We start from the raw sequence: 25,335 nt of genomic DNA on the forward strand, positions 1-25,335 counted from the left end.
TCAGCCCCACTCGATCGGTCGGGCATGGGCCCGGCCGTTTCATATCGTTTGAAAATGATGACCCGCTTGTCCCTTCGCACCCTGACCGCCTCGACCCCGCTGACCCTTCTGACCGTGGCGGCGCTGACCGCTCTGTTCGCCACGGTGGCCGTGAAGGGGTTCGAGCTGACGGTGTTCGGCGCGCTGGCGCTCTACTTCGTGCTGTGGTGGACCTTCCTGTTCGCGATCCTGCCGCTGGGCAATGCCGCCGAGGCCGATCCGCAGCGGCTGGTGCCCGGCCAGGATCCGGGAGCGCCCGCGAGTCCGCGCCTGCGTGAGAAGGCGTTGCTGACGACGCTCCTGGCCGCCATCGCGTTCTTCGCGGCGTTGCTGATCTTCCCGCTCGCCCGCCTGTAAAGGGCGACGGGGCGCTCCGCCTCCGGAGTAGACGGCCACTGCGCCGAAGAAGAGGCTCAGCCCAAAAACAAAAAGCAAGGCACAAGGCCTTGCTTTGGATAACCGAAGTATTTTTCAGCCTGATTTATGTCGCGCATTGCTTGCGGCGCGTTGGCTGATTGTTCCTCCCAAGACCCGGACCGTGCGCTGCCTTGTGGGCTGCGACCATCACGGCGCTGCTTATAGGAAGAACATTTCCCTTTGTCATCAGGGTAGAGACGGTTCGCGGCGCTTTTTTGCAAACCACACGTCAAACGGCCTTCGCCGGTCCCCGCGAACGCTGCGCGCGGCTGCTTCGCCGGCTTCGTTCCGCCGCATTGCCGGCCGACCCTGTGTTCGCAGGGCGCTTGTGTTTTGCGGGGGCAATGTGTTGTGTGCCTCCGCACGCTGGCCTAGCTCCTCTCCGGCTGCGCCCGCCCGCTTCCAAGGTCGAATGATGCGTCTCTCCCGCTACTTCCTGCCGATCCTGCGCGAGACGCCGAAGGAAGCGGAAATCGTTTCGCACCGCCTGATGCTGCGTGCCGGCATGATCCGCCAGGAGGCAGCCGGCATCTATGCGTGGTTGCCGCTGGGTCTGCGCGTTCTGAACAAGGTCTGCGACGTCGTCCGCGCCGAGCAGGACCGCGCGGGCGCCATCGAGATCCTGATGCCGACGATCCAGGCCGCCGACCTCTGGCGCGAATCCGGCCGTTACGAGGCCTACGGCAAGGAGATGCTCCGCCTGAAGGACCGCCACGAGCGCGAACTGCTCTACGGGCCGACCGCGGAAGAGGTCGTCACCGAGATCTTCCGCGCCAGCACCCGCTCCTACAAGGATCTGCCGAAGAACCTTTACCAGATCTCGTGGAAGTTCCGCGACGAGGTGCGCCCGCGCTTCGGCACCATGCGCTCGCGCGAATTCCTGATGAAGGACGGCTACTCCTTCGACATCGATCAAGCCGCGGCGCGCCACTCCTACAACAAGGTCTTCGTTTCCTACCTCCGGACCTTCGAGAGGCTCGGCCTGCGGGCGATCCCGATGCGCGCCGATACGGGGCCGATCGGCGGCGATCTCAGCCACGAGTTCATCATCCTCGCCAAAACCGGGGAGAGCGAGGTCTTCTGCGATCAGGCCTATCTCGACATGCCGGTGCCGCCCCCGTCCGTCGATTTCGACGACGTGGCCGGGCTGCAGGGCGTGGTCGATGCCTGGACCTCGCACTACGCCGCCACCGATGAGATGCACGACGAGGCGGTCTTCGCCGAGGTGCCGGATGCCTCGCGTCTCTCCGCCCGCGGCATCGAGGTCGGCCATATCTTCTATTTCGGCACTAAGTACTCGACCCCGATGAAGGCGGTCGTCACCGGCCCCGACGGAAGCGAGCGGCCGGTCCATATGGGCTCCTACGGCATCGGCCCGAGCCGGCTCGTGGCGGCGACCATCGAGGCGAGCCACGACGAGGCCGGCATCATCTGGCCGGACGCGATCGCCCCCTTCGACGTGGCGCTGATCAACCTCAAGGTCGGGGATGGCGCCTGCGACGCCGCCTGCGCCGAGATCCAGGCGGCCCTCGAGACGGCGGGCCTGTCGGTCCTCTACGACGACCGCGACGAGCGGCCGGGCGCCAAGTTCGCCACCGCCGACCTGATCGGCCTGCCCTGGCAGGTGATCGTCGGCCCGAAGGGTCTGGGCCGAGGGCAAGATCGAGCTGAAGCGCCGCGCCAGCGGGGAGCGCGAGACCCTCGATCCCGTCGATCTCCCCGCTCGCATCCGGCGCCTCTGAGGGCCGGCCGCGATGGCGCTTGCGTTGGGTAAGGCCGGTGTCTCCTTGAAAGGCGTCCTCACGCGGTTGAAAAACGCCCGCGCGAGCGCCTCCACGCCGCCCTTCGCGGGGTTCGAGTGGATCATCGCCGGGCGCTACCTGCGGGCGCGCCGCCGGGGCGGCGGCGTCTCGGTGGTGGCCCTGTTCTCCGTGCTCGGCATCGCGGTGGGGGTGGCCACCCTCATCATCGTGCTCTCGGTGATGAACGGCTTCCGCTCGGAACTGCGCTCCAAGATCATCGGGCTCAACGGCCACGTCTTCGCCGCGCCGATCGACCGGCTGTTCACCGACTATGTCGATCTGTCCGACCGGCTGGAAAAGGTCGCGGGCGTGCGCGCCGTGGTGCCGATGGTGCAGGGGCAGGCCTTCGCCTCCTCGCCCTATGGCGGCTCCGGCGTGCTTGTGCGCGGCGTGCGCGAATCCGACCTGCCGAAGATTCCCGCCGTCTCCGGCGCGATCAAGGGCGGGACGCTCGAAGGCTTCGACGACGGCCAGGGGGTGGCGCTCGGCAAGCGGCTCGCCGACGCCCTCGGCCTCCAGGCGGGCGATCAGGTGACGCTCTCGACGCCGAAGGGCGCGAGCACGCCGTTCGGTACCGCCCCGCGCACCAAGACCTACGCCGTCAAGGCGATCTTCGAGATCGGCGTGACCGACTTCGACACCACCATGGCCTTCATGCCGCTGGCCGAGGCGCAGGCCTTCTTCAACCGCGACGGCGATGTCAGCGTGATCGAGATCTATCTCGACAATGCCGACGCGGTGGGCGAGATGCGCGAGCCCCTGGAGATGGCGGCCGAGCGCCCGGTGCTGCTGACCGACTGGCGCCAGACCAACCGCACCTTCTTCGGCGCGCTGGAGGTGGAGCGGAACGTGATGTTCCTGATCCTCAACCTCATCGTGATCGTGGCGACCCTCAACATCATCTCGGGGCTCATCCTGCTCGTGCGGGACAAGTCCTCGGACATCGCGATCCTGCGCACCATGGGGGCGACGCCGGGCACGATCATGCGGGTCTTCCTCATCAACGGGGCGCTGATCGGCCTCGTCGGCACGGCGATCGGGCTGATCGGCGGGGTGCTGTTCACCCTCAACATCAAGCCGATCCAGCGCACTCTGTTTCCCACCGCCTGGGACCCGACCGTGCGCTTCCTCGCCGAGATCCCGGCCGAGATGAACACGAGCGAGGTCGTCATCATTGTGATCACCTCGGTGCTGCTGTCGCTGGCGGCGACCCTCTATCCCTCCTGGCGCGCCGCCCGGCTCGATCCGGTGCAGGCCCTGCGCTACGGCTGACGGAACGCCCCCGATATGGCTCAGACGAATGCCGGCGGCGCCCAGCCCGTGCCGGCCCTGTTCTTCGCCGGCGTCCAGCGCCGCTACCACCAGGGCGAGGGGACGCTCGAAATCCTGCGCGGCACCGATCTCGCGATCTGGCCGGGCGAACTCGTCGCCCTGGTCGCGCCCTCGGGCGCGGGCAAATCGACCCTGCTCCACGTGGCCGGCCTGTTGGAGCGTCCGGACGGCGGCGAGGTCTATATCGGCGGCCAGCCCACGGCCGGCATGTCGGATGGCGAGCGCACCCGCCTGCGGCGCGAGGAGATGGGCTTTGTCTACCAGTTCCACCATCTACTGCCGGAGTTCTCGGCGCTGGAGAACGTGGTGCTGCCGCAGCTCATCCGCGGGCTGGCCCGCAAGGAGGCGGAGGCGCGCGCTGCCGAACTGCTCGGCTTCCTCGGCCTGAAGGAGCGGCTGCCGCATCGCCCGGCCGAACTGTCGGGCGGCGAGCAGCAGCGCGTCGCCATTGCCCGCGCGGTCGCCAACGGGCCCCGCCTGCTGCTTGCCGACGAGCCGACCGGCAACCTCGATCCCCAGACCGCAGGCCGGGTCTTCAGCATCCTGCTCCAGCTCGTGCGCGCCTCCGGCCTCGCGGCGCTGATCGCGACCCACAACATGGATCTTGCCGCCCGCATGGACCGCCGCGTGACGATCCGCGACGGGATGATCGAGCAGTTGGCATAGGGGATCGTCGAAAGCGTCAGCGCAGCGGACCCATCGGCGGGGGCGATCCCGTTTCCGGCGATCCGCCCTGGGCGACCGCATTCATCGCTTCGCCGACACTCGCGGATCACGCCGAGCGGCGCCGCCCCGATCGAGGGCACGCGGCCCCTGCCGGCAAAGCGGTCCCGTTCAGGAGAGGGGTCGTTCGGCGGCTTGGAGAGGCGCTACAGCCCGAGGCCGGGGATCGCCTGCGAGAGCCAGGCGAAGGCGCCCATGATGCTGGCGAACAGAGTGTAGACGAAGCCGATCGAGATCCCGACGCCGACGCCGCCGATCAACAGGCCGATCAGCACCACGAACCCGTCGCGCTCCACCAGTCCGAGGCCGATCAGCGAGACCGCGAGTCCGAGCGGGATCTGGCCGAAGAAGGGCGGGGCCACGATGAGCGCCAGCGCCAGCGCCAGGATCAGCACGCCCATGCCGCGCATGCCGACGGCGCCGTCGAACACGCTCAGGCGCGGGCGCGACCAGCGCTCCAGCCGGCGCAGCAGGGGCACCGCCCGCTTCACCGCCTTCGCCACCGTTTCGCGGGCGATCGATTGATCGAGCAGCCGACGCGGCAGCCATGGGGCGGACATGCCGGCCACGATCTGAATGGCGATGACGAGCAGGACCAGACCGCAGACCAGCGGGATCGGCGGCGGCATCGGCAGGCAGTTGGGCAGGCCGAGCAGAACCACGAGCAGCGCGAAAGCGCGGTCCCGCAGCACGGCGATGATGTCGCCGACGGTCAGACGCTCGCTCTCCTGGCTCGCAAGCATCGTGAGAACGTCGGAAGTGCGCGCAGCGGAGGACAAACCGGCTCGGCCTGTTCGATTTTTCGGTAAGCGCGGCTCTAGCCCAACCCAGCCCATCCGCCAAGCGCTCCGACCGGCGCGCGCGTGCCGTGCCACACGGGGCCTTTCCACGCTCAGGTTGTTGAAATCGCCGGTGTAGTTATTTCAAGTAAATCCACACCGTTAACTTATCTTAAGTTGTAAATTTCTCTTAACTATAGCCGGTTGCTGTGACAACCATTGGTCGTTCCGCCGACGACTGCGCGACCTCCAATGTCGAAACGCGCATCCTCCCGTGATGGCCTGCGCCACCCGGCTCCGTCCCGGCGGGCCGCAAGCCGTCTCGCCCTCGCTGTCCTCGCCCCGTTCGTCACCCTCGCTTGTGACCCGGCCCGCGCTGACGATGCGACCCTTCGGACGGTCCTGTTCGGCAGCATGGATGCCGGCGCTTCCGCGTTTTCCGCAGCCGGAGCGAAGCTCGTCTTCGATCGGTTCGACCGCGATGGCCCCGTCGCCCTGGTGACGGCCGGGGGCGGCGTGCGGCTGGAGGGCGGAGGCGGCATGCCGGTCCTGATGCGCTTCACCGCGCTCGGGGCAGCGCTCGGCGGCTACCAGTTCATCCGGGAATGGGGGGCGGTGACGGTGTTCGCCGGCCCGGAAGCCTCCTGGGAGGCGCTGTCCGGCCCCGGCTTCGTGCAGGCGCTGCCCCTGCGGGCGGGTTTTCGCCTGCACGGCGAGGTCTGGGCACGACCGACCGAGACGACCCTGATGACCGCGACGGTGATCCTCGGCTCCGCCCGCGGCGACGCCTATGCCCGGCTGTCCTGGGGCACCGCGCTGTTCGGCGCGTATCTCGGCCCGGAGGCGGCCTTCTACGGCGACCAGACCGATTACCGGAAATGGAGCGTCGGGCTGCATGTCACCGACTACGCGATGGGCGGCTACCGCTTCCGCCTCTCCGCCGGAGGCCAACTCGAGACGCGGCTCAACCAGTGGAACCCCTACGTCTCCCTCGCCGTCTGGAGCGCGCTTTGAGGCATCATACCGAAAGCCGCCGCCACGGTTCGGGACGATGCTTGAGGCCGGCTTACCCCTTGGTCCGCAGTGAGGAGCGCCCGCCATCGACGCCGATCACCTGCCCCGTGACGTAGCCCGCCTCCGGGCCGACGAGGAAGGCGGCGAGTGCGGCGACATCCTCGGGCTCGCCGAGGCGCTGGAGCGCGTGCATCGACGCGATGCCGGCGGCCAGCGTCGCGTTGCGGGTGATGGCCTCGGCGAGCGGCGTACGGGTCAGCGAGGGGGCGACGACGTTCACCCGGATCGCGGGCGCGAGTTCCGCCGCCAGCGAGAGGGCGAGCCCCTCGACCGCCCCCTTGGCCATGGCGACCGAGGCATGGTGCGAGAAGCCCTGCGCGACGGCGACGGTGGAGAACAGCACCACGCCCGCGCTTGCCTCTCCCGCTCCGGCCTTGAGCGCGGGGGCCGCTGCCTGCACCGCCAGAAAGGCACCGAGCGCGTTGATGCGGAAATCAGACTCGATGCGCGCTGGGTCGAGCTTGGCCAAAGGCGCGAGCTGGATCGTGCCGACCGCGTAGACGAGGCCGCCGAGGCGCGGGCCCGCCTCCGAGGCGACGCGCGGAAACCGGTCTCGCCGAGTTCGGAGGCCGCCCGCTCCAGGCGCTCCGGATCGCGGCCGACGAGGTGGAGGGCCGCCCCCCGTCCGCGCAGGGCCCGCGCCGTGGCAAGGCCGATGCCGCCGGTTCCGCCGTAGATCACGACCCGTTCCATGAAGCCCCCTGTCGGGCGGCGTCCACCCGACGATTTCGCCCAAAGATTTCGCCGGTGCCTGAAATCCACTAGCTAAGGCGGAGCCGGTCGGCGTGGAGCCGATCAAAGCCGCCGCGCCTTGCGCCGAACGTCGCAGGGCGGCCAGCCACGGGACGCCTCTGCCCATGAAATTCGCCTTTGCCGGCATCGACTTCCTCGGCGGCGTGTTCGACGGGCTGATCGAAGCCGGCTGGACGCCGGTGAAGCTGTTCACCCGGCCCTGCGACGGCATCTACGATCACAACGAGCTCGTGGTGGCCCAGGCCCGGCGCCACCGCATCCCGATCCAGCTCTCGCGAATGCTGCCCGACGACATCGAGCGGCTCGCGCACGAGCACGGCCGCGACGTGGTCCTCGTCGTCTCCGGTTATCCCTGGCTCGTGCGGGGCTGGCACGGGCGCGTGCGCTATGCCCTGAACCTCCACCCCTCGCCGCTGCCGACGGGACGGGGCCCCTATCCGCTCTTCAAGGCGGTTCTCGATGGCTACGAGAACTGGGGCGTCACCGCCCACGTGCTCGCCGAGCAGGGCTTCGACACCGGCGACATCCTTGCCCAGGACGTCTTCCCCCTCGACGGTGACGAGACCCACGAGACGCTGCTCACCAAGTGCCAGATGGCGGCCCGCCGCCTCGCCCTCGGGCCGATCGGGAAGGATCTGGCCGAGCGCTGGCGCAAGGCGGAACCGCAGGGCGACGGTTCCTATTGGCCGCGGGTGAACGACGCCGACCGCACCCTCGACTTCCACAAGGACGTCGCCGCGGTGCTGCGCCGCGTGCGCGCCTTCGGCACGATCGAGACCATCGCCCGGCTCGGCAACGCCCGCATCTTCGTCGCCGCCGCCGACGGCTGGCAGGAGGCCCACCGCCACGCCCCCGGTACCGTGGTGCACCGCTACCGCCGCCAGGTCGTGGTGGCCGCCCGCGACGGCTACGTGCAGTTCACCCGCTGGAGCCAGGTGCCGCTCAACGAGGCCGGGCAGATCGGGCGCTGACTCGATGCCGCCGATGCGCCGTAAGGGCGATCTCCCTCAGAAGATGTGCGTCCAGTGCGGCCGTCCCTTCGCGTGGCGCAAGAAGTGGGAGCGGGTCTGGGACGAGGTGCGCTACTGCTCCGACCGCTGCCGGACGGAGGCGAAGCGCGAGGCGCGCAAGAGCTGAGATGAGAGAAGAGCTGAGGCCTCAGCCTCCCAATGCCTCCGGGGTGTCGACGTCGAAGATCACCGCCGGATCGGCCGGCAGCTCCAGTACGTCGCCGCGCCGCTTCAGGATCGGCCCCGCGCCGTGGTCGCCGGTCAGCGCGGCGAGGTCGGCACCGAGGCGGGCAAGGTCGAGCAGCACCGGGTTGCCGCGGCGCCCATCGCTCACCGGCACCACGGCCGAGGGGCGTGGCGTCGCTTCGGTATAGGCTGCGATCAGCGCATCGATATGCGCCGGCCCGATCCGCGGCATGTCGCCGAGCAGCACCACCGCCGCCTCGGTCTTCGGCGGCAGGGCGGCGAGGCCGAGACGCAGCGAGGTCGAGAGGCCGGCGGCGGGGTCGGGGTTCTCGACCAGCCTCAATTCGAGCCTGGCCAGGGCGGCCCGCACCGCCTCGGCATGGGCGCCGAGCACCGCGACGACCGGCCCGGCGCGCGAGGCCAGGGCGGCTTCGGCAGCACGGCGCACCATCGGCCGGCCTGCATAGGGCGCGAGCATCTTCGCGGCCTGCCCGAAGCGGGAGCCGAGGCCGGCGGCGAGGATCACCGCGCCGATGCGCGGCTCAGACCCCGTCACCGCCCGATCTCGGTTGGCCGCGCAGGGGGATCTCGGTGAGCAGGCCGCCGACGCCGAGGCGCACGATATCGGCCCGGGTCACGGGGAGGCCCGCGAGCAGGCGGTGTAGGACGAAGTCGAAGCCGTTCTCCTTGGGCGAGCGGGCACAGCCCGGCGCGCCGATCACCGGCACGGCGCCAAGGGCGCCGAGCAGCAGCAGGTTGCCGGGATCGACCGGCATGCCGAACTGCTCGACCCGGCCGCCCGCCGCCTCCAGCCCGGCGGGGATCACATCGCGCCGATCGGCGATGGCCGAGGCGCCGAACACCACGACCAGCTCCGCCCCCTCCGCCGCCGCCCCGGCGATGGCGCCCGCGACCGCGCCGGCCTCGTGCCGCACGCGGGTCTCGGCGACGATCCGCGCCCCCGTCGGTGCGAGCCGGTCGGCGAGAACGCGCAGGGTCTTGGCGACGGTTGCCGGCTTCAGGCCGGGCAGCAGGGTCGAGACGACGCCGACCCGCTCAAGACGATAGGGCGCGAGCCGCATCGGCGGCGCGTCGGCGGCGGCGAGGGCCCGCTCCAGCGGCGCGGCGGCGACCGCGTAGGGGATGATCTTCACCGTCGCGACCATCTCGCCCGCCGCCACCGGCCGGAAGGCCGGCAGGGTCGCCACCGTGATCGCCTCGTCTACGGCGTTGACGGCGTCGATTCCGGCCGGCTCGACCACGAACAGGCCCGCGGCTTGCGCGAACAAATTGCAGCGCCCGGTGAACGGAGCCTCAGCGCGCAGGCCCGCCCCGGCGAGATGCTGGGCGAGGCGAGCTGCTGCCGCATCCTCGCCGACATCGCCGGGATCGAGCCGGACGGCCAGAATCTCGGGGATGCCGGATTCGGCGAGCCGCAGGGCCTCCTCGGCGGGGATCGGCCGGCCCTTCTTCAGGCTCGCGCCCTCGGCGCGCACGGTATGGGCGGCGATGAGCCCCGCGCTGTCGCGGGTCGCTACAGGTCCGAACTGCATGGGCTCAGCGTCCCGCCGCCGCGTCGGGGCCCTTGATGGGGTCTTTGATGCGATCCTGGCGCAGTGTCGCGACGACCTGGGCGAGGATCGACAGCGCGATCTCGGCGGGCGAGACTGCGCCGATGTCGAGCCCGATCGGCGCGTGGATCCGGCCGATCGCCGCCGCGTCGAACCCCGCCGCCTGCAGCCGCTCGACGCGACGGGCATGGGTCTTTCGCGAGCCCAGCGCGCCGATATAGGCGCAGTCCGCCCGCAGGGCCGCGACGAGGGCGGGATCGTCGATCTTCGGATCGTGGGTGAGCGCGGCCAAAGCCGTATAGGCGTCGAGGGGACCGATCTCGTCGAGCGCCTTGTCCGGCCATTCGGCGATCAGGCGCACGCCGGGGAACCGCTCCGGGCTGGCGAAGGCCGTGCGTGGATCGATCACCGTGAGGTCGAGACCGAGCTGGCTCGCGAGCGGCACCAGCGCCTGAGAAATGTGCACGGCGCCGATGACGACGAAGCGCACCGGCGGGGCGTGGACGGCGACGAAGACCGGGCGCCCGTCCGGCCCCTCATCGAGGCCGCTGCGGCCGCTGCGCAGGCGCTCGCGCAGCAGGGGGGCAAGCGGGTCGGCGTCGATCTCGGCCGCGCGCACGAGGCGCTGGCCTCCATCCGCGGGATTGGTGACGATCAGGGCCGGGCGGCGCGCCGCGCGCTCCGCGTTGAGGGCCGACAGGGTGTCGAGGCGCATGGAATTGGTCGCTCGATGCGAAACGGGCCGCCGCTCTTGATGGGAGCGGCGGAGGTTTGAAGAAAATCAGTCGATGCGTTCGACGAAGACGCGGATGCGGCCGCCGCAGGAGAGGCCGGCCCGCCACGCGGTCTCATCGGCGACGCCGAATTCCAGGGTGCGCGGGCGCCCGTCCTCGATCACGTCGAGCGCCTCGGTGATGACCTCGCCCTCGACGCAACCGCCGGAGACCGAGCCGAGGAAGCGGCTGTCACCGTCGATGACCAGATGGCTACCGACCGGGCGTGGCGCCGAGCCCCAGGTCTCGATCACGGTGGCGAGCGCGACCGCGCGGCCCTCGCGTCGCCAGCCTTCGGCCGCGCGCAGGATGTCGTCCTCGGTGGAGAGCATGGGGTTCACGTCCTGAAACTACCGGTTCCGCCGCCCCCGACCGTCCCGTCATGAGAGAGGTAGGCCTGTCGGCGCGTTCCGCAATGCGGCCAACCGTGGCGCTTGCAAGCCTGCGGTGTGGACTTCATCAAGGTCCCGGAATTTTCCGGCGGCCGGACGGGAGCGTGGTGTGTCGAAGCGGAGCGCGTTGGCAACCTTTCTCGCCCTGACGCTCGCAGGCCCCGTCGGCGCTGCCGAGCCGCTGAAGATCGGGCTTGCCGCGCCGTTGAGCGGGCCGGATGCCGGGTTCGGCCAGGGGGCACGGCTCGGCGCCGAGCAGGCGGTCGCCGAAATCAATCGCGCCGGCGGGGTGATGGGGCGCAAGCTCCAGCTCGTGGTGCAGGACGATGCGGCCGACCCGAAACAGGCGGTGGCGGTCGCGCGCAAGTTCGCCGGCGGCGGTGTGCGCTTCGTCATCGGCCCGCTCACCTCGGGCGCCGCCGCTACGGCGAGTTCGGTCTACGAAGAGGCCGGCATCGTCTCGGTCACGCCCGGTGCGACTTGGGGCCCGCTGACCCGCCGCGGCGCCGGCCTGCTGTTCCGCCTCGCGGGCAGCGACGCGCAGCAGGGCGCGCTCGGCGGCACGCTGCTCGCCGAGCGGTTCCGCGGCAAGCCGGTCGCCATCGTCCACGACAAGACCAGCTTCGGTCGCGGGCTCGCCGACGAGGCCGCGCGCGTCCTCAAGGCCCGCGGCGGGCAGGAGCGCCTGTTCGAGGGCGTCTCGCGCGACGACCGCGAGGTCGCGGCGCTCGTCGCCAAGCTGCGGGCGCTCGGGATCGAGGCGATCTATTTCGGCGGTCTGTCGGCCCCGGCCGGAGCGCTGATCCGGTCGATGCGTGAGGCTGGCCTGTCGACGCAGGTGATCGGCAGCGACGGGCTGCTCGACAGGGACTTTTCGCAGGTCCCCGGCGCCGAGGGTACGCTGATGACGGTGGCGCCCGCGCCGCCCCGCCTGCCCGAGCCGAGGGGCGCCAAGACACCGCGGAGTGCGGAGGCCGAGATGTTCGCGGGCCCGGCCTACGCGGCGGTCGAGGTCGTGCGGCAGGGGATCGAGGGCGCGCGCTCGGACGAGCCGGCCAAGGTCGCGGCCTTCCTGCATGGCGGCGCCACCGTGCGTACGGTGCTCGGCGAGGTGGCGTTCGACGCAGGCGGCGATCTCGTGAAGCCGCCGTTCTCGGTCAGCGCATGGCGCCGGCTTCCCGACGGACGGCTCGACTTTGCCGGCAACGACGTCACGCCATAAGCCGGCGGAGGCCGCAAAATTCCACCCGGCGTTGAGGTTAAGCGGACCTTGCGTGGCGGATATTCTTGCACAAACCGCGTCCGACGCTTAAGTCGCAGGATTGGTGCCCTTCGCGAAACACCCGTCGTGCCGCTTGTCCGGCCGGAGGGAGGACTCCCCGATCCGGGAGTTTCGCGAAAGGCACCCGACGCCCGGCATCGCTGACGCCTCTCGTCCCGAGCGGATCGGACCCGCAGCGCCGCGCGTTTCGCACGATAGACCGATTTTTTGATTTTGCCGGAGCGCCCCGTGCAGGCAGCCCGGCCGGAGATAGATGTATGGCAAAAGAGGAATTGATGCAGTTCGACGGCTTGGTCGTCGAGATCCTGCCGGACGCGCGCTACCGCGTGCAGCTGGACCAGGGTCACGAGATCGTCGCCTACACGGCCGGCAAGATGAAGAAGAACCGCATCAAGACCCTGGCCGGCGACCGCGTCACCGTCGAGATGTCGCCCTACGACCTGGAGAAGGGTCGTCTCGTGTTCCGTCACAAGGACGAGCGTTCCGGTCCGCGTCCGCCCCAGCGCGGCGGCCAGCAGTTCCGTCGCCGCTAACGGCGTCGAACCACTTTCGGTTCGATCGAGCTTGCCGAGCGGCGCCCCACAGGGCACCGCCCGAAAGTCCCAAAAATTACTTCCCGAACCGCTCGAATTTCGGGAAGCTACGGGTCATCAGCGTGCCGGCATCGGACCGGTGGCCCATCCACTTCTCCAGCATGCCCGCATTGGCGAGCCGCGCCTGACCCGAGCCGTCGCGCCAGGGCAGGCCTTCCGCCAGCGTGAAGACGCAGGCATCCGCAAGCTGGCTCTGGCGGCAGCGCTGCAGGCGCACACCCTTGCCGCGGCCGAGTTCCGTGACTTCGGAAGCCGGGAAGACCAGCATCAGCTTGTCGGATGAGCAGACGGCGACGTGGTCGCCCTCGGCCGGCACCAGCAGCACCGCGCGCGTTCCCTCGTCGAGGCCGAGGATCGCCTTCCCCTTCCGGGTGTTGGCGACCAGCGCATCGGAGGGCGCGATGAAGCCGCGCCCGTCCGAGCCGCCGACGAGCAGCTTGCTCTCCGGCTTGTAGGGCAACGCCGCGACGATCTCGGTGCCGTCGTCGAGATCGACCATCAGCCGCACCGGATCGCCGAAGCCGCGCCCGCCGGGCAGCTTCGAGGCCTCGATGGTGAAGACCTTGCCGTTCGAGGCGAGCAGCAGGATTTTCGCCGTCGTCTCGCTGAGGAAGGCGACCTTCAGCGTGTCGTCGCCCTTGAAGGCCACCCCCGCCAGTTCGGTCACATGCCCCTTGAGCGCCCGGATCCAGCCCTTCTCGGACAGGATCACCGTGATCGGCTCGCGCTCGACCATGGCGGCGGTGAAGTCGATGCCTGCGGTGTCGGGCGGGTTCTCGAGGGTGGTGCGGCGGCGACCGAGCTTGGTCTCGGGCCCGAAGGTCTTCTTCACCGCGCGGATCTGCTTGGTGATCTCGGTCCACTGGAGCTTCTCGGAAGCCAGCAATCCCTCGATCCCCTCCTTCTCCGCGGTCAGCGCCTCGAACTCGCGCTTCAGCTCCATCTCCTCGAGCTTGCGCAGGGAGCGCAGGCGGGTGTCGAGGATCGCGTTGGCCTGGACCTCGTTGAGTTCGAACCGCGCCATCAGGGCGGCCTTCGGCTCGTCCTCCTCGCGGATGATGCGGATCACCTCGTCGAGGTCGAGATAGACGATGAGCAGGCCGCCGAGGATTTCGAGGCGGCGCTCGATCTGGCCGAGGCGGTAGCTCGAGCGGCGCTGGAGCACGACGCGGCGGTGATCGACCCACTCGCGCAGACACTCGGCGAGACCGATGACCCGGGGCACGACGCCGCCGACGAGGACGTTGAGGTTCAGCGGAATCCGCGATTCCAGCTCGGAGAGCCGGAACAGCGACTCCATCAGCATCACCGGATCGACCGAGCGCGAGCGCGGCTCCAGCACGACGCGCACATCCTCCGCCGATTCGTCGCGCACATCAGCGAGCAGCGGCAGCTTCTTCTCTTGAAGCAGGTCAGCGAGCTTCTCGATGAGGCGGGCCTTCGGCACGCCGTAGGGAATCTCGGTGACGACGATGTTCCAGGTGCCGCGGCCGAGATCCTCCTTGGCCCAGCGCGCGCGCACGCGGAACCCGCCGCGGCCGGTGCGGTAGGCCTCGCGGATGCTCTCGGCTGAGTCGATCAGGATGCCACCGGTGGGAAAGTCCGGCCCTTGCACGAAGGTGCAGAGCTGCTCGGAGGTCGCCTCGCGATTCTGGATCAGGTAGAGCGCCGCGTCGCAGAGTTCGGCGGCGTTGTGCGGCGGGATCGAGGTCGCCATGCCGACCGCGATGCCCTGGCTGCCGTTGGCGAGCAGGTTCGGAAAGGCCGCCGGCAGGACGATCGGCTCCTCCTTCTCGCCGTTATAGGAGGCGCGGAAATCGACCGTGTCCTCGTCGATCCCGTCGAGCAGCAGGCGGGCGACTTCCGTCAGCCGCGCCTCGGTGTAGCGGTAGGCCGCCGGACCGTCGCCGTCGATGTTGCCGAAGTTCCCCTGGCCGTCGACCAGCGGGTAGCGCTGGGCGAAATCCTGGGAGAGGCGCACCAGCGCGTCGTAGATCGCTTGGTCGCCATGCGGGTGGAAGTCACCCATCACGTCGCCGACGATCTTCGCGCACTTCTTGAAGGCCGAGGTCGGGTCGAGCCGCAGCAGCCGCATGCCGTAGAGGATGCGCCGGTGCACGGGTTTCAGCCCGTCGCGGGCATCGGGCAGCGCGCGCTGCATGATCGTGGAGAGCGCATAGGCATAGTAGCGCTCCTCCAGCGCCGTCTTCAGCTCGACGCTCTCGATGCCGTCGCTCGGCGGCGGCAGGACGGGCTGGCCCATCACTCACTCCACATCGTCAGTTCAGTCCGGGCGCCGACCCTGCGTCGGCGTCCGCCACCGCTTCCCGTCCCGACGGGTCACGGCGCCTCTCGAAACGTACCGGAACATAACACGAACACGGTCAACTCTGGCCAGTGCCGAGTGCGACGAATCGTGCGCGTTCCTCCGGCGTGTCTTGCGCCCGCGGGCGCCAGACATGCTGATCGAGGAAATACCCCGTCAAGGTAAACCCCTCCCGAACGTCTTGGGTGTCGGGCGTGCGCCAGCCGCTGCCGGGCTGGTCGCGGTCGCGCAGGAAGGGTGGAAGCGACAGCAGGCGATCGCGAAAAGGCTCGCCGGCCGAGGCGCTGACCGCCCGCCCGCTCTTCGGCGAGACATAGACCAGGGCGTCGTTGGCGCCCGTGGCCGCGCAATGCGACAGGTCGAGGCCGAAGCCGAGCCCGGCGAGCAGCGCCAGTTCGAACCGCACCATCAGCGCGGGGGCGATCTCGGGATCGTCGAGATGGGCGATCAGGATCTGCGCCGCCTCGTAGAGCGCCGGATGCGGGTCGCGCTCGGGCAGGAGCCGCAGCAGCGCCGAGAGATGCGCGACACCGTAGAGCGCGAGACCCGAATCCATCAGCCGCGAGGCGTTCAGGGTCAGCGGCTCGACCGCGTAGGCGCCGAGCGCCCCGTCGAGCCGCGCCCGCCACGTCGCGCGAAGCGTGTTGCCGGGCTGGAGCATCGGCTGCATCCGCCGCGAGCGCCCGCCATGGACGAGCCCGAGATGGCGCCCGTGCTCCGGCGTCATCAGTTCGAGCACGACCCCGGTCTCGCCGTGCTTGCGCAGGCCGATCACCAGGCCATCGTCGATCCATTGCATCGGAGAGAGATAGTCATTCCGATGCCGGAACGGGACTGCTTTGCACGCCGAAATCGGGTGGCGATCGCGAATCCATTTCTCGCCCTGATCGAAACCGCTACGCTTTTCCCGCAAAGGGAGATTCGGCGATGGTCGGGCGGCGCGGCGGGGTGATGCTGGCGATGGTCCTCGCGGTTGGCGGCTGCACCGCGACCGCCGCCCCGCCTTCGCCCTCCGCCTCAACCGGCACCCTCCGCGAGCGGATCGCCGCGCTGGCCCTGCGTCAGGTCGCCTTCGGCTCGGTCTCGCTGATCCCGGTGCGGTTCGCCCACAGCCGGATCGCCGGCCCGTTCGAGGATGGCGGGCGCCGGCTCTACTGCGTCTCGACCCGGATGAGCGGACGCACCTTCGGCAAGCCGGAGCGGCCCAAGCTCGTGCTGCGGGAGGAGGGCGGGGCGCTCACCGTCCTGCGCGACGAGGAGGAGACCTGCGAGGGGCACCCCAGCGAGCCGTTTGCGGAGCTGGATTCGCCCGTCAGCTGAGACGATTGTCAGCCTGTGCCGCATGGGCGAACTCATTGCGCCTCCTGCTGAGGGGCCGAGCGACAGCTCGGCCTCGAAGCACGCCGGGCCGGCCGATCCCACGGAGCCGGTTCAGGTGAAGCGTCGCGGGGTGCTTCGAGGCGGCTGGCGCGGCACCTCAGCATGAGGACCGTTGGGAGACGACCGGACAGGCGGTCAAACAGGCGGTGGCACCGGGGTTGCGCTCACGCCCCCCAAAAGTGATCCGCTCAAGCGCAATGGCTTCCCGTCCCCTGTCGCTTTCCCTCGACCTCATCGCCCGTGCCCATCCCGACACCGTCCCCGACGATGAGACCGCGCTGACGCTGCTCTCGGACGCCGACCTCGCGCCCGAACTCGCGGCGATGCTGGCGCGCCGCGCTTCCTCCGAGGGCGGGCTGTGGGTGTTCGCCTACGGCTCGCTGCTGTGGAACCCGGAATTCGCTTATCACGAGCAGCGGCTCGGCACGCTGCGGGGCTGGCACCGCCGGTTCTGCCTGTTGCAGCGGCGCTTTCGCGGCACGCCGGAGAATCCGGGCTTCGTGCTGGGGCTCGACCGGGGCGGCATCTGCCGCGGCGTCGCCTTCCGCCTGGACGATGCCGACCCGCACGCCATCCTGATGCCGGTCTGGCGGCGGGAGATGAAGGGCAAGGGCTACGAGGGCCGCTGGGTCTCGGTGGAGACGTCGGACGGGCCGGTCACGGCGCTGACCTTCATGGTGAACCGGCAGAGCGACCGCTACACCGGCCGCCTCTCGGATGCCGAGATCGCCGACAAGATCGCAACGGCCTGCGGGCATCTCGGCCCGAGCGCCGAGTATCTGCTCCGCACCGTGGAGGCCTGCGCCCGGCTCGGCATCCACGACCGGCACCTGTGGTCGCTCCAGGCGCTCGTGGCCGAGCGCCTGCGGGAGCGGCGCGCGGCCTGCGCGTAGTTCTCGCCTCCGTCATTGCGAGGCGAGGCGTCAGCGATCCTGAGCGCGAGCGTGCCGGATCGGGCACGCCACTGGACGGCTTCGCCCCGCTCGCCCTGACGGACGTGCGAGAAGACTACTGCCCGTCGATCCGCGCGCCGAGGAGCGCGATGGCGCGCTGGTAGACGCCGGCGGCGTTCCAGCCCTGGATCGCGGCGAAGTTCGGCTCGCCGGGCTGGTAGCCCGCGCCGCGCTGCCAGCCGTGACCCTTCAGGAAGTTGGCGGTGGAGTTCAGCGCGACCGGCGCGCTGTCGAGGCTGCCGCCGACGCCGTAGGTCAGGACGTTCTTGGGCAGGAACTGGGTGTGTCCGACCTCGCCATGGGCCGCACCCCGGGTCGCCGGGGTCAGCACGCCGCTATCCACGAGCTTGAGCGCGGCGTAGAGCTGATCGGTGAAGTAGGCCGAGCGGCGGCAATCGTAAGCGAGCGTCGCCACCGCCGAGAGGGTGTTGACGTTGCCCTTCACCGCACCGAAGCCGGTCTCCATGCCCCAGATCGCCAGGAGCGGGCCCGGCGGCACGCCGTAGCGCTGCTCGATCGAGGCGAACAGCGCGGCGTTCTGCGCTTTGAGGGCGCGCCCGCGGGAGACGATGGTGTTGCCGCCGCGCTTGGCCAGGAACTGGTCGAGCGAGAGCTTGAAGCTCTTCTGGCCGCGATCGGCCGAGATGGTCGCGGTGGAGTAGGACGTGTTGGCGAGTGCCGCGAGCGAGGCCGGGCTCGCCCGGCCCTTGGCCTCGGCGGCGAACTCGTCCTTCCAGGCCTCGAAGCCGGCGGCATTGTTGCCGCACTGCGCCGCCTGCGCCGTGCCGGCCAGCCCCATCAGGGCGGCGACGGCGACCATTCTCAAACCGTGTCCGGTCATTCCACACTCCATCAGGCGGCGGCCTCACGCGGCGCCGCGGCAATCACAGGGCTTCGGCCGTTGCGCGGCACCGGGCGAGCCCCGCCGATCGGAGCCCACGCCCGTTACCTTGAGTTCGGACGAACCATACCTTGGCAGAATCACCGAGCTGTGGCGGTGGTGAGGCACGAAAGGCCCTGCAACGCCACTATCCTGCGGACATCATTGGATTGGTTACCGGCAGATTGCAGCCGATCCCGCTCGGAATGCCTCACGAAACGCCCGATCACCGATCGTCTTCCCTCGGGGCAGGGCGGTGCAGCGGGCATCTTGTGAGCGACACTCAGTTCACCTCGACCTGCACCACCCCCGGCACGGCACGCAGCGCACCCGCGACCTGCGGGGTCGCCTGGTAGCGATCCTTCAGCCGCACCTCGACCTCGCGCTCGCCGCCATCGAGGATGAGGATCAGCGAGACTTCGCCTTCGCCGCGCAGGGTCAGGCGCTGCTGCACCGAACTCAAGGCGCGGTCGTCGCGCAGGAAGATGCGCATGCCCTTCTGGTGGCGGGCGGCGGCCTGATCGAGGGGCTCGGCGGTGGTGATGCGGGCGCGCACGTCCTCGCCCTCCAGGTTGGCCTGGATCGTCAGCACCAGCGGGCGGCCGGGCTCGAGGATGTCGCGGTACTGGTTCAGCCCCTCGGAGAAGATGATCGCCTCGAAATGCCCGGTCTGGTCCGAGAGGATGACGATGCCGAGCTTGTTGCCGCTCTTGGTGCGCCGCTCCGAGCGGTCGAGCACCGAGGCGGCGATCCGGCCGACGCTGGCCGTGCCCGCCCGCACCGCCCGGCAGAAATCCGCCCAGGACTGGACCCGCAGCTTTTCGAGGATCGGCCCGTACTCGTCGAGCGGATGGCCCGAGAGGAAGAAGCCGATGGCGTCGCATTCGCGCTTGAGCTTGTCGGTGTGGGTCCAGAACTCGTGCGGCGGGATGCGTAGAGCCACATCCACCGAGGCGACGCCGCCGAACATATCGGTGATGCCCGAGGTCTCGGCCTCGGCCGCGCCCTGGGCCATCTTCATCATCGGCTCGACCGCGGCCCAGGCCCGTGCGCGATCGGGCTCGATGCAGTCCAGCGCGCCGGCCGCGATCAGGTTTTCCAGCGTGCGCTTGTTGACGTGGCGCGGGTTCAGGCGCCGGGCGAAGCAGGCGAGATCCTTGAACGGCTTGTCGCCGCGCGCGGCGACGATCGACTCCACCGCCGAGCGGCCGACGCCCTTGATCGCGGCGAGCGCGTAGAGGATGCGCCCCTCCCGCACGTCGAACACCACGCCCGAGGTGTTCACCGATGGGGGCTCGACCGTGATCTTCAGGCGCTGCGCGTCCTGGCGGAATTCGGCGAGCTTGTCGGTGTTGTCGATGTCGAGGGTCATGGCCGCAGCCAGGAACTCGACCGGATGGTTCGCCTTCAGATAGGCGGTCTGGTAGGTCACCAGCGCGTAGGCGGCTGCGTGGGACTTGTTGAAGCCATAATCCGCGAACTTGGCGAGCAGGTCGAAGATCTCGTCGGCCTTGGCCTTGGTCAGGCCGTTCTCGGTGCAGCCCTTCACGAAGCGGTCGCGCTGGGCGTCCATCTCCGCCTTGATCTTCTTGCCCATGGCGCGGCGGAGCATGTCGGCTTCGCCCAGCGTGTAGCCGGCGAGAACCTTGGCGACCTCCATCACCTGCTCTTGGTAGACGATGATCCCGAAGGTCTCCTTCAGGATCGGCTCCAGCATCGAGTGCGAGTACCAGCTCGCCTCGTTGCCAGCGTCACGCCCGAGCTTGCGCTCGCAATAGACCGGGATGTTGGCCATCGGGCCCGGCCGGTAGAGCGCCACCAGCGCGATGATGTCTTCCAGGCGGTCGGCCTGCATCTCGCAGAGCGCCTTGCGCATGCCGGCGGATTCCACCTGGAACACCGCGACGGTCTCGCCGCGGCCCATCGGCTCGTAGGTCTTCTTGTCGTCGAGCGGGATCTGGGCGAGATCGACCTCGATGCCGCGCTGCTTGAGCAGATCCGTGCAGCACCGCAGCATGGTGAGGGTCTTGAGGCCGAGGAAGTCGAACTTCACGAGGCCGGCTTGCTCGACCCATTTCATGTTGAACTGGGTCACCCGCATGCCCGTCTTCGGGTCTCGATAGAGCGGCACCAGTTCTTCGAGCGGCCGGTCGCCGATCACCACGCCGGCGGCGTGGGTCGAGGCGTGGCGGTGCAGGCCCTCCAGCTTCTTCGAGATCTCGATGAGGCGGGCGACGATCGGCTCCTCCTCGATCGCCTGCTGGAGCTTGGGCTCGCCCTCGATCGCCTGGGCCAGCGTCACCGGGTTGGCCGGGTTCTGCGGCACGAGCTTGGTCAGCTTGTCGACCTGCCCGTAGGGCATTTCCAGCACGCGGCCGACGTCGCGCAGCACGCCGCGGGCGAGCAGCGTACCGAAGGTGATGATCTGCCCGACCTGCCGCTCGCCGTAGCGCTGCTGCACGTAGCGGATCACCCGCTCGCGGCCCTCGACGCAGAAGTCGATGTCGAAGTCCGGCATCGAGACGCGTTCGGGGTTGAGGAAGCGCTCGAACAGCAGGCCGAAGCGCAGCGGATCGAGGTCGGTGATGAGCAGCGACCACGCCACCAGCGAGCCTGCGCCCGAGCCGCGGCCCGGCCCCACGGGAATGTCGTGGTCCTTGGCCCACTTGATGAAGTCCGAGACGATCAGGAAGTAGCCCGGGAACTTCATCTTGACGATGACATCGAGCTCGAACTTCAGCCGCGCGCGGTAATCCTCCTCCGAGAAGCCCGGCGCAGTGCCGTGCTGCTTCAAGCGCAGCTCCAGCCCAGCCTCGGCTTGCCGGCACAACTCGGTCGGCTCGTCGGCGGCCACCGCCTGAACCGGCGTCTCGGCGGCCTCGGCCAGTGCGTCGGCCATGGGCGGCGCCTCGCCCGCGGCGACGCTGGCGAAGTTCGGCAGGATGGGCTTGCGGGTTCGCGCTCGGTAAGAGCAGCGCATGGCGATCTCGACCGAGGCCGAGAGCGCGTCCGGCAGATCGCGGAACAGCTCCATCATCGCGGCGCGCGTGGTGAAGGCGTGGCGCGGGGTGAGCCGGCGGCGGCGCTCGTCGGAGACGAGGCGGCCCTCCGCGATGGCGAGCAGCGCGTCGTGCGCGTCGTAATCGCCGGGCTTGGCGAAGAACGGCTCGTTGGTGGCGACGATGCCGAGACCGTTCGTGTCCGCGAGCCGCAGCAATTCGCGCTCGACGGCGCGCTCGTCGTCGAGGCCGTGACGCTGGATCTCGACGTAGAGATGCTCCTCGCCGAACGCCCCTTTCAGGATCTCCAGGCGGCGCGCGGCCTGATCGACGCGGCCGGCACGCAGGCTGGTGTCGAGCGGCCCCGAGAGCCCGCCGGTGAGACCGATCAGCCCCTCGACGTTGCCCTCCAGCGCCGAGACGGCGAGGTTGGGCGCGGCGCCGAGCGGACCGTCGAAATGCGCCCGGCTGCCCAGACGCAGCAGGTTGCCGTAGCCGGTCTCGTCCTGGGCGAGCAGCACGATGTTGGCGCAGCCGGCCTGGGGCAGGCGCGCCATCGGGTCCGGCGCCTCGAAGCAGATCGTGAGCTGCAGGCCCGCGATCGGCTGGATCCCCGCCTTGGCGGCGTATTCGGAGAATTCCAGCGCCCCGAACAGGTTGTTGGTGTCGGTGAGCGCGAGCGCGGGCTGCCGGTCGGCCGCGGCCGCCTTGACGAGATCACCCGCCTTCACCCCGCCTTCGAGCAGCGAGTAGGACGAGTGGACATGGAGGTGGACGAAGCCGACCTCTTTGAGTGTGCGCGCCATGGAGGACCCTGCTCGGAGCCCGCTAAGATCGCCGCTCCATGCCTTCCGAGTCTGTCACCAAGGCGCCGCACCGCAGGCGATATCCACCGTTCTTCGAGCTTGACGCCGAACGGAGGGGCGGGGCGGGCGGAAACCACCTGTCCGCCACCTTTTCCTGTGAGCAACGCCGCCGACACCGGAACAAACCGCGCGCGAACGCGGACCTTTAATGGATCGGCGCCAAGGCTACCGCCCAGAGCGCGACCGCTCCGAAGAGCAGGCCAAAGGCGGTGAACTCGACGAGGCTGGTGAAGAGCACACGCTTGGTCATCGCTTCCACTCCCTGTTGATGGAGTGATCTTTGTTCCTGTTTTGTTCTGTGTAAAGCCTCGGGATCGAACCACGCGTTGGAATGGTGAACGATGTGTTGCCGGAGCCACGGTCGCCCGTTCAAGCCCGGTCACGCATCCCGTCGATGCCTTCGCGCTGCGGGGCACATCCTTCCATCGAGGTGAGGCGGAATCGATCCCAAGCCACGACCCCGCCGAACAGTCCGGCACCCTGGAACGCTTCGCCTCACGCCTCCAGGTGACGCCGCCGGACGAGGCGGTGGATCAGGCCGCCACGGGGGCCGACCAGCATCGAGACGAGGTAGAGCGCGCCCGCCGCCAGCACGATCGCCGGTCCCGTCGGGAGCCGGATGCCGGCGTGGTAGGAAACCAGCAGGCCGGTCACGCTGGAGATCATCGAGACCAGCATCGCCACGGGGATCAGGCCCGACAGGTCGGCGGCCCAGAACCGGGCGGTGATCGCCGGCAGCAGCATCAGGCCGACCGCCAGCAGCGTGCCGAGCGCCTGGAAGCCGCCGACGAGGTTGACCACCACGAGCGCGAGGAAGGCGGAGTGCACCGGGCCGCCGGCACGGCTGACCGTGCGCAGGAACAGCGGATCGACGCACTCGATCACCAGCGGGCGGTAGAGCAGGGCGAGCGCGACCAGCGTCAGGCTGGCGATGCCGCCGAGCAGCGTGAGCGCGTCGTCGTCGAGCGCCAGCACGGTGCCGAAGAGGATGTGCAGCAGATCGACCTGCGAGCCGCGCAGCGACACGAGGAATACCCCGCCCGCGAGCGAGATCAGGTAGAAGGCGGCCAGACTCGCATCCTCCTTCAGCACGGTCGAGCGGGTGACGAGCCCGGCGGCCAGCGCCACCGCGAGCCCGGCCACCAGCCCGCCCAGCGTCATCGCCGGCAGCGACAGCCCGGCGACGAGGAAACCCGCGGCGGCGCCGGGGAGGATGGCGTGGCTCATCGCCTCGCTCATCAGGCTCATCCGACGCAGCATCAGGAAGACGCCGAGCGGCGGTGCCGACAGCGACAGTGCGAGGCACCCGGCCAGCGCCCGGCGCATGAAGCCGAACTCGATGAAGGGGCCGATCAGGAAATCAAGACAATCGGCAAACGTCACGAGACGGCCCCGTGATGCGCGCGGCCATGGTCGTGATCATGATGGCCGGGCTCATGATGATCGTGGTTGTGGTCGTGCGGGGCATGGCCGTGCGTCGGCGCGGAGCCGCCGCTCTCGTGATACGCCTCGTGCGCATCATGGCGGCAGATCGCGGCGGCCTCGTCCCAGGCCTCCGACAGGCGCAGCGCCCGGGCCAGCACCGGCGGCGTCAGCACCTCGCGCGTCGGCCCCCAGGCGATGGGCCGGCGGGCGAGAACGAGGGTCGAGGCGAAATGCGCGCGCACCTGGGCGAGGTCGTGCAGGGCCGCGACCACGGTCCGGCCCTCGCGGTGCCAGCCGCGGATCAGGGTCAGAAGGTCGGCGGTGGTGCGCTCGTCGATGCCGGTGAAGGGCTCGTCGAGCAGGATGATCCGCGCATCCTGCAGGATCAGCCGGGCGAACAGGGCGCGCTGGAACTGTCCGCCGGAAAGGGTGCCGATCGGCCGGTCCTCGAAGCCGTTGAGCCCGACCGCCGCGAGCGCCTCGACCAGGCGGCTCCGCTGGCGGATGAGGCTGCGCCACGCGCCGAGCGGGCGCCACAGCCCCATCGCCACGAGGTCGAGAACGCTCAGGGGGAAGCTGCGGTCGATCTCGGCGGCCTGCGGCAGGTAGGCGATGGCGCCGGAGCGCGGCCCCGCCTCGACGCTTCCGTCGAGCGGGCGGATCTCGCCGACGATGCCCTTCAGCAGGGTCGACTTGCCCGCACCGTTCGGCCCGACCACGGCGAGCAGGTCGCCGGGCGCGATGGTGCCGTCGAGATGGTGAACCGCCGGATGCCGGTCGTAGCCGAGCGTCAGGCCCTGGAATCGGATCGCGCCGGCGCGCGCGGCCTCGCCGCTCACGATTTGGCCCACAGGATCACGGCCCAGAGCAGGCTCGACAGGATGAGGGCGGCCGCGAGACGAGGGCCGACTCCGCTGCGGAACAGCGAGCGGCGCGGGAGGCGGACGGTCCCGCCGGCACGGGTCATGGGATCTCCGAGGATGGACCGGCGCGGGCGGTGTCGCGGAGGCCGGGACTATCGCGGCCCGCGCCGTTGCCCGCCTCGTTGCCCGATTGCAGCCGGACGCCTATCTTGGTCGGGCTGATACACTGTAACATGGACCGAGTTCAATCGGCCCGTGCCGAGTGTCGATACAAGCGGCGATGATAAGCGGCGACACCGGGCGCCGAGACCGGGGAGGTCGGGATGCGCGGTCACGCGCAGCAGCAGCACGGCCAAGGCGAGGGCCAAGGTGACGGCAACCACGGTGACGGGCACGCGCACGACCATCACGGTCATGGCGCGTCCGCCTGCGGCGGGCATGCCCACTCGGTCGAGGACGTGATCGAGCGGGCGGAGCGGCTTTGCCAGGCGCGCGCCTTGCAATTCACGCGGCTGCGGCGGGACGTGCTCGCGGCGGTGGCGGCGGAGCACAAGCCGCTCGGCGCCTACGACATCGCCGAGCGGATGAGCGCCCCCGGGCGCCGGGTCGCGGCGGTGTCGGTCTACCGCGCGCTCGATTTCCTCACCGAGCAGGGCTTCGTCCACCGCATCTCCAGCCGCAACGCCTTCGTCTCGTGCGGGCACGAGCACGGCGCGGGGGTCGGCCTCGTCTTCCTGATCTGCCGCACCTGCGGCGGCATCGACGAGATGACCGCCCCGGCGGTCGAGAGCGCCCTCGACCAGACGCTGGCCGGGGCCGGCTTCACTCCGACGAGCCGGATTCTGGAGGTCGAGGGGGAGTGCGGCGCCTGCCGCGGGCGCGGGGACGGGGTGCCGGACGAGGCGAGCCGCGCGTAG

General features: G+C 69.8%; 23 protein-coding genes and 2 pseudogenes. 12 read left to right on the forward strand and 13 right to left on the reverse strand.

What is annotated here, in order from left to right:
• Positions 1 to 54 precede the first annotated feature (54 nt).
• The 4 genes and pseudogenes from M2437_RS03265 to M2437_RS03280 all read left to right on the forward strand — a co-directional run bounded on the left by M2437_RS03265 (position 55) and on the right by M2437_RS03280 (position 4,256).
• A complete protein-coding gene (locus M2437_RS03265) occupies positions 55 to 396 on the forward strand; it encodes a DUF1467 family protein (RefSeq protein WP_015821650.1) in 342 nt (113 codons plus the stop codon).
• 475 nt (positions 397 to 871) lie between these two features.
• Positions 872 to 2,198, forward strand: a pseudogene (proS, locus tag M2437_RS03270) (proline--tRNA ligase).
• Between the two features lie 12 nt (positions 2,199 to 2,210).
• A complete protein-coding gene (locus M2437_RS03275; protein WP_015821648.1) occupies positions 2,211 to 3,530 on the forward strand; it encodes a lipoprotein-releasing ABC transporter permease subunit in 1,320 nt (439 codons plus the stop codon).
• A gap of 15 nt (positions 3,531 to 3,545) precedes the next feature.
• Positions 3,546 to 4,256 carry an ABC transporter ATP-binding protein gene (locus tag M2437_RS03280; RefSeq protein WP_003598168.1) on the forward strand — a complete coding sequence of 237 codons (711 nt, stop codon included), beginning with the start codon at positions 3,546 to 3,548 and terminating at the stop codon, positions 4,254 to 4,256.
• Between the two features lie 203 nt (positions 4,257 to 4,459).
• Here M2437_RS03280 and M2437_RS03285 read toward each other — a convergent pair whose 3' ends face one another.
• Positions 4,460 to 5,056 (reverse strand): exopolysaccharide biosynthesis protein, encoded by a 597-nt coding sequence (locus tag M2437_RS03285; RefSeq protein ID WP_003598165.1) that lies wholly within the window; start codon positions 5,054 to 5,056, stop codon positions 4,460 to 4,462.
• A 288-nt stretch (positions 5,057 to 5,344) separates the two neighbouring features.
• Here M2437_RS03285 and bcsS point away from each other — a divergent pair, with 288 nt between their 5' ends.
• Positions 5,345 to 6,106, forward strand: coding sequence for a cellulose biosynthesis protein BcsS (gene bcsS / locus M2437_RS03290; protein ID WP_003598161.1), 762 nt, complete (start codon positions 5,345 to 5,347; stop codon positions 6,104 to 6,106).
• 52 nt (positions 6,107 to 6,158) lie between these two features.
• On the opposite strand, the pseudogene M2437_RS03295 reads toward bcsS, so the two are convergent.
• Positions 6,159 to 6,859: pseudogene (locus M2437_RS03295) on the reverse strand (SDR family NAD(P)-dependent oxidoreductase).
• A gap of 164 nt (positions 6,860 to 7,023) precedes the next feature.
• Between M2437_RS03295 and M2437_RS03300 the strand changes: the two are divergent.
• Together M2437_RS03300 and M2437_RS03305 are read left to right on the forward strand one after the other, a co-directional pair.
• The gene (locus M2437_RS03300) at positions 7,024 to 7,890 is read left to right on the forward strand and encodes a methionyl-tRNA formyltransferase (protein ID WP_003598159.1); all 867 of its coding nucleotides are present in this window, start codon (positions 7,024 to 7,026) and stop codon (positions 7,888 to 7,890) included.
• 4 nt (positions 7,891 to 7,894) lie between these two features.
• The gene (locus M2437_RS03305) at positions 7,895 to 8,056 is read left to right on the forward strand and encodes a DUF2256 domain-containing protein (RefSeq protein ID WP_003598158.1); all 162 of its coding nucleotides are present in this window, start codon (positions 7,895 to 7,897) and stop codon (positions 8,054 to 8,056) included.
• A 21-nt stretch (positions 8,057 to 8,077) separates the two neighbouring features.
• Here M2437_RS03305 and M2437_RS03310 read toward each other — a convergent pair whose 3' ends face one another.
• From M2437_RS03310 to M2437_RS03325, 4 genes are all read right to left on the reverse strand, one after another.
• Positions 8,078 to 8,671, reverse strand: a complete 594-nt coding sequence (locus tag M2437_RS03310; protein WP_209687950.1) for a nucleotidyltransferase family protein — start codon at positions 8,669 to 8,671, stop codon at positions 8,078 to 8,080.
• Entirely contained in the window at positions 8,658 to 9,668 is a 1,011-nt protein-coding gene (locus M2437_RS03315) for a molybdopterin-binding protein (protein ID WP_012752219.1), read from the reverse strand. The genes M2437_RS03310 and M2437_RS03315 overlap by 14 nt, the downstream gene beginning before the upstream one ends.
• Positions 9,669 to 9,672: 4 nt before the next feature.
• Positions 9,673 to 10,401 (reverse strand): XdhC family protein, encoded by a 729-nt coding sequence (locus M2437_RS03320; RefSeq protein ID WP_003600466.1) that lies wholly within the window; start codon positions 10,399 to 10,401, stop codon positions 9,673 to 9,675.
• Positions 10,402 to 10,467: 66 nt separating this feature from the next.
• Entirely contained in the window at positions 10,468 to 10,791 is a 324-nt protein-coding gene (locus tag M2437_RS03325; protein ID WP_012452917.1) for an XdhC family protein, read from the reverse strand.
• 169 nt (positions 10,792 to 10,960) lie between these two features.
• Here M2437_RS03325 and M2437_RS03330 point away from each other — a divergent pair, with 169 nt between their 5' ends.
• Together M2437_RS03330 and infA are read left to right on the forward strand one after the other, a co-directional pair.
• Entirely contained in the window at positions 10,961 to 12,073 is a 1,113-nt protein-coding gene (locus M2437_RS03330) for a branched-chain amino acid ABC transporter substrate-binding protein (protein ID WP_253389366.1), read from the forward strand.
• Positions 12,074 to 12,390: 317 nt separating this feature from the next.
• Positions 12,391 to 12,666, forward strand: coding sequence for a translation initiation factor IF-1 (gene infA / locus M2437_RS03335; protein WP_003600463.1), 276 nt, complete (start codon positions 12,391 to 12,393; stop codon positions 12,664 to 12,666).
• Between the two features lie 76 nt (positions 12,667 to 12,742).
• On the opposite strand, the gene parC is transcribed toward infA, so the two are convergent.
• Positions 12,743 to 14,989, reverse strand: coding sequence for a DNA topoisomerase IV subunit A (gene parC, locus M2437_RS03340; protein WP_253389367.1), 2,247 nt, complete (start codon positions 14,987 to 14,989; stop codon positions 12,743 to 12,745).
• A 121-nt stretch (positions 14,990 to 15,110) separates the two neighbouring features.
• Positions 15,111 to 15,851: a DNA repair protein RecO gene (gene recO, locus M2437_RS03345; protein ID WP_253389368.1), complete on the reverse strand. Its 741-nt coding sequence runs from the start codon at positions 15,849 to 15,851 to the stop codon at positions 15,111 to 15,113.
• A 128-nt stretch (positions 15,852 to 15,979) separates the two neighbouring features.
• On the opposite strand from recO, the gene M2437_RS03350 reads away from it, so the two are divergent.
• Together M2437_RS03350 and M2437_RS03355 are read left to right on the forward strand one after the other, a co-directional pair.
• Positions 15,980 to 16,372: a hypothetical protein gene (locus M2437_RS03350; protein WP_253389369.1), complete on the forward strand. Its 393-nt coding sequence runs from the start codon at positions 15,980 to 15,982 to the stop codon at positions 16,370 to 16,372.
• 257 nt (positions 16,373 to 16,629) lie between these two features.
• Positions 16,630 to 17,325 (forward strand): gamma-glutamylcyclotransferase, encoded by a 696-nt coding sequence (locus M2437_RS03355; RefSeq protein ID WP_253389370.1) that lies wholly within the window; start codon positions 16,630 to 16,632, stop codon positions 17,323 to 17,325.
• Positions 17,326 to 17,440: 115 nt separating this feature from the next.
• On the opposite strand, the gene M2437_RS03360 is transcribed toward M2437_RS03355, so the two are convergent.
• From M2437_RS03360 to M2437_RS03380, 5 genes are all read right to left on the reverse strand, one after another.
• Entirely contained in the window at positions 17,441 to 18,226 is a 786-nt protein-coding gene (locus M2437_RS03360; protein WP_015821633.1) for a lytic murein transglycosylase, read from the reverse strand.
• Positions 18,227 to 18,548: 322 nt separating this feature from the next.
• Positions 18,549 to 22,070 (reverse strand): DNA polymerase III subunit alpha, encoded by a 3,522-nt coding sequence (gene dnaE, locus M2437_RS03365; protein WP_253389371.1) that lies wholly within the window; start codon positions 22,068 to 22,070, stop codon positions 18,549 to 18,551.
• Between the two features lie 555 nt (positions 22,071 to 22,625).
• A complete protein-coding gene (locus tag M2437_RS03370) occupies positions 22,626 to 23,513 on the reverse strand; it encodes a metal ABC transporter permease (protein ID WP_253389372.1) in 888 nt (295 codons plus the stop codon).
• Positions 23,510 to 24,394 (reverse strand): metal ABC transporter ATP-binding protein, encoded by an 885-nt coding sequence (locus M2437_RS03375; protein ID WP_253389373.1) that lies wholly within the window; start codon positions 24,392 to 24,394, stop codon positions 23,510 to 23,512. The genes M2437_RS03370 and M2437_RS03375 overlap by 4 nt, the downstream gene beginning before the upstream one ends.
• A complete protein-coding gene (locus M2437_RS03380; RefSeq protein WP_003600450.1) occupies positions 24,391 to 24,522 on the reverse strand; it encodes a hypothetical protein in 132 nt (43 codons plus the stop codon). The genes M2437_RS03375 and M2437_RS03380 overlap by 4 nt, the downstream gene beginning before the upstream one ends.
• 219 nt (positions 24,523 to 24,741) lie before the next feature.
• Here M2437_RS03380 and M2437_RS03385 point away from each other — a divergent pair, with 219 nt between their 5' ends.
• Entirely contained in the window at positions 24,742 to 25,335 is a 594-nt protein-coding gene (locus M2437_RS03385; protein WP_253389374.1) for a Fur family transcriptional regulator, read from the forward strand.

The organism is Methylorubrum pseudosasae (assembly GCF_029504475.1).
GTDB lineage: Bacteria > Pseudomonadota > Alphaproteobacteria > Rhizobiales > Beijerinckiaceae > Methylobacterium > Methylobacterium extorquens.

What these genes read in the sequence shown, in the direction of transcription:
- M2437_RS03265 (WP_015821650.1), top strand. Translation starts at nt 55, where the DNA reads ATGATGACCCGCTTGTCCCTTCGCACCCTGACCGCCTCGACCCCGCTG.
- M2437_RS03305 (WP_003598158.1), top strand. Translation starts at nt 7,895, where the DNA reads ATGCCGCCGATGCGCCGTAAGGGCGATCTCCCTCAGAAGATGTGCGTC.
- M2437_RS03300 (WP_003598159.1), top strand. Translation starts at nt 7,024, where the DNA reads ATGAAATTCGCCTTTGCCGGCATCGACTTCCTCGGCGGCGTGTTCGAC.
- M2437_RS03285 (WP_003598165.1), bottom strand. Translation starts at nt 5,056, where the DNA reads ATGCTTGCGAGCCAGGAGAGCGAGCGTCTGACCGTCGGCGACATCATC.
- M2437_RS03360 (WP_015821633.1), bottom strand. Translation starts at nt 18,226, where the DNA reads ATGACCGGACACGGTTTGAGAATGGTCGCCGTCGCCGCCCTGATGGGG.
- M2437_RS03320 (WP_003600466.1), bottom strand. Translation starts at nt 10,401, where the DNA reads ATGCGCCTCGACACCCTGTCGGCCCTCAACGCGGAGCGCGCGGCGCGC.
- M2437_RS03325 (WP_012452917.1), bottom strand. Translation starts at nt 10,791, where the DNA reads ATGCTCTCCACCGAGGACGACATCCTGCGCGCGGCCGAAGGCTGGCGA.
- M2437_RS03380 (WP_003600450.1), bottom strand. Translation starts at nt 24,522, where the DNA reads ATGACCCGTGCCGGCGGGACCGTCCGCCTCCCGCGCCGCTCGCTGTTC.
- M2437_RS03275 (WP_015821648.1), top strand. Translation starts at nt 2,211, where the DNA reads ATGGCGCTTGCGTTGGGTAAGGCCGGTGTCTCCTTGAAAGGCGTCCTC.
- recO (WP_253389368.1), bottom strand. Translation starts at nt 15,851, where the DNA reads ATGCAATGGATCGACGATGGCCTGGTGATCGGCCTGCGCAAGCACGGC.
- M2437_RS03315 (WP_012752219.1), bottom strand. Translation starts at nt 9,668, where the DNA reads ATGCAGTTCGGACCTGTAGCGACCCGCGACAGCGCGGGGCTCATCGCC.
- M2437_RS03355 (WP_253389370.1), top strand. Translation starts at nt 16,630, where the DNA reads ATGGCTTCCCGTCCCCTGTCGCTTTCCCTCGACCTCATCGCCCGTGCC.
- infA (WP_003600463.1), top strand. Translation starts at nt 12,391, where the DNA reads ATGGCAAAAGAGGAATTGATGCAGTTCGACGGCTTGGTCGTCGAGATC.
- M2437_RS03350 (WP_253389369.1), top strand. Translation starts at nt 15,980, where the DNA reads ATGGTCGGGCGGCGCGGCGGGGTGATGCTGGCGATGGTCCTCGCGGTT.
- bcsS (WP_003598161.1), top strand. Translation starts at nt 5,345, where the DNA reads ATGTCGAAACGCGCATCCTCCCGTGATGGCCTGCGCCACCCGGCTCCG.
- M2437_RS03385 (WP_253389374.1), top strand. Translation starts at nt 24,742, where the DNA reads ATGCGCGGTCACGCGCAGCAGCAGCACGGCCAAGGCGAGGGCCAAGGT.
- parC (WP_253389367.1), bottom strand. Translation starts at nt 14,989, where the DNA reads ATGGGCCAGCCCGTCCTGCCGCCGCCGAGCGACGGCATCGAGAGCGTC.
- dnaE (WP_253389371.1), bottom strand. Translation starts at nt 22,070, where the DNA reads ATGGCGCGCACACTCAAAGAGGTCGGCTTCGTCCACCTCCATGTCCAC.
- M2437_RS03280 (WP_003598168.1), top strand. Translation starts at nt 3,546, where the DNA reads ATGGCTCAGACGAATGCCGGCGGCGCCCAGCCCGTGCCGGCCCTGTTC.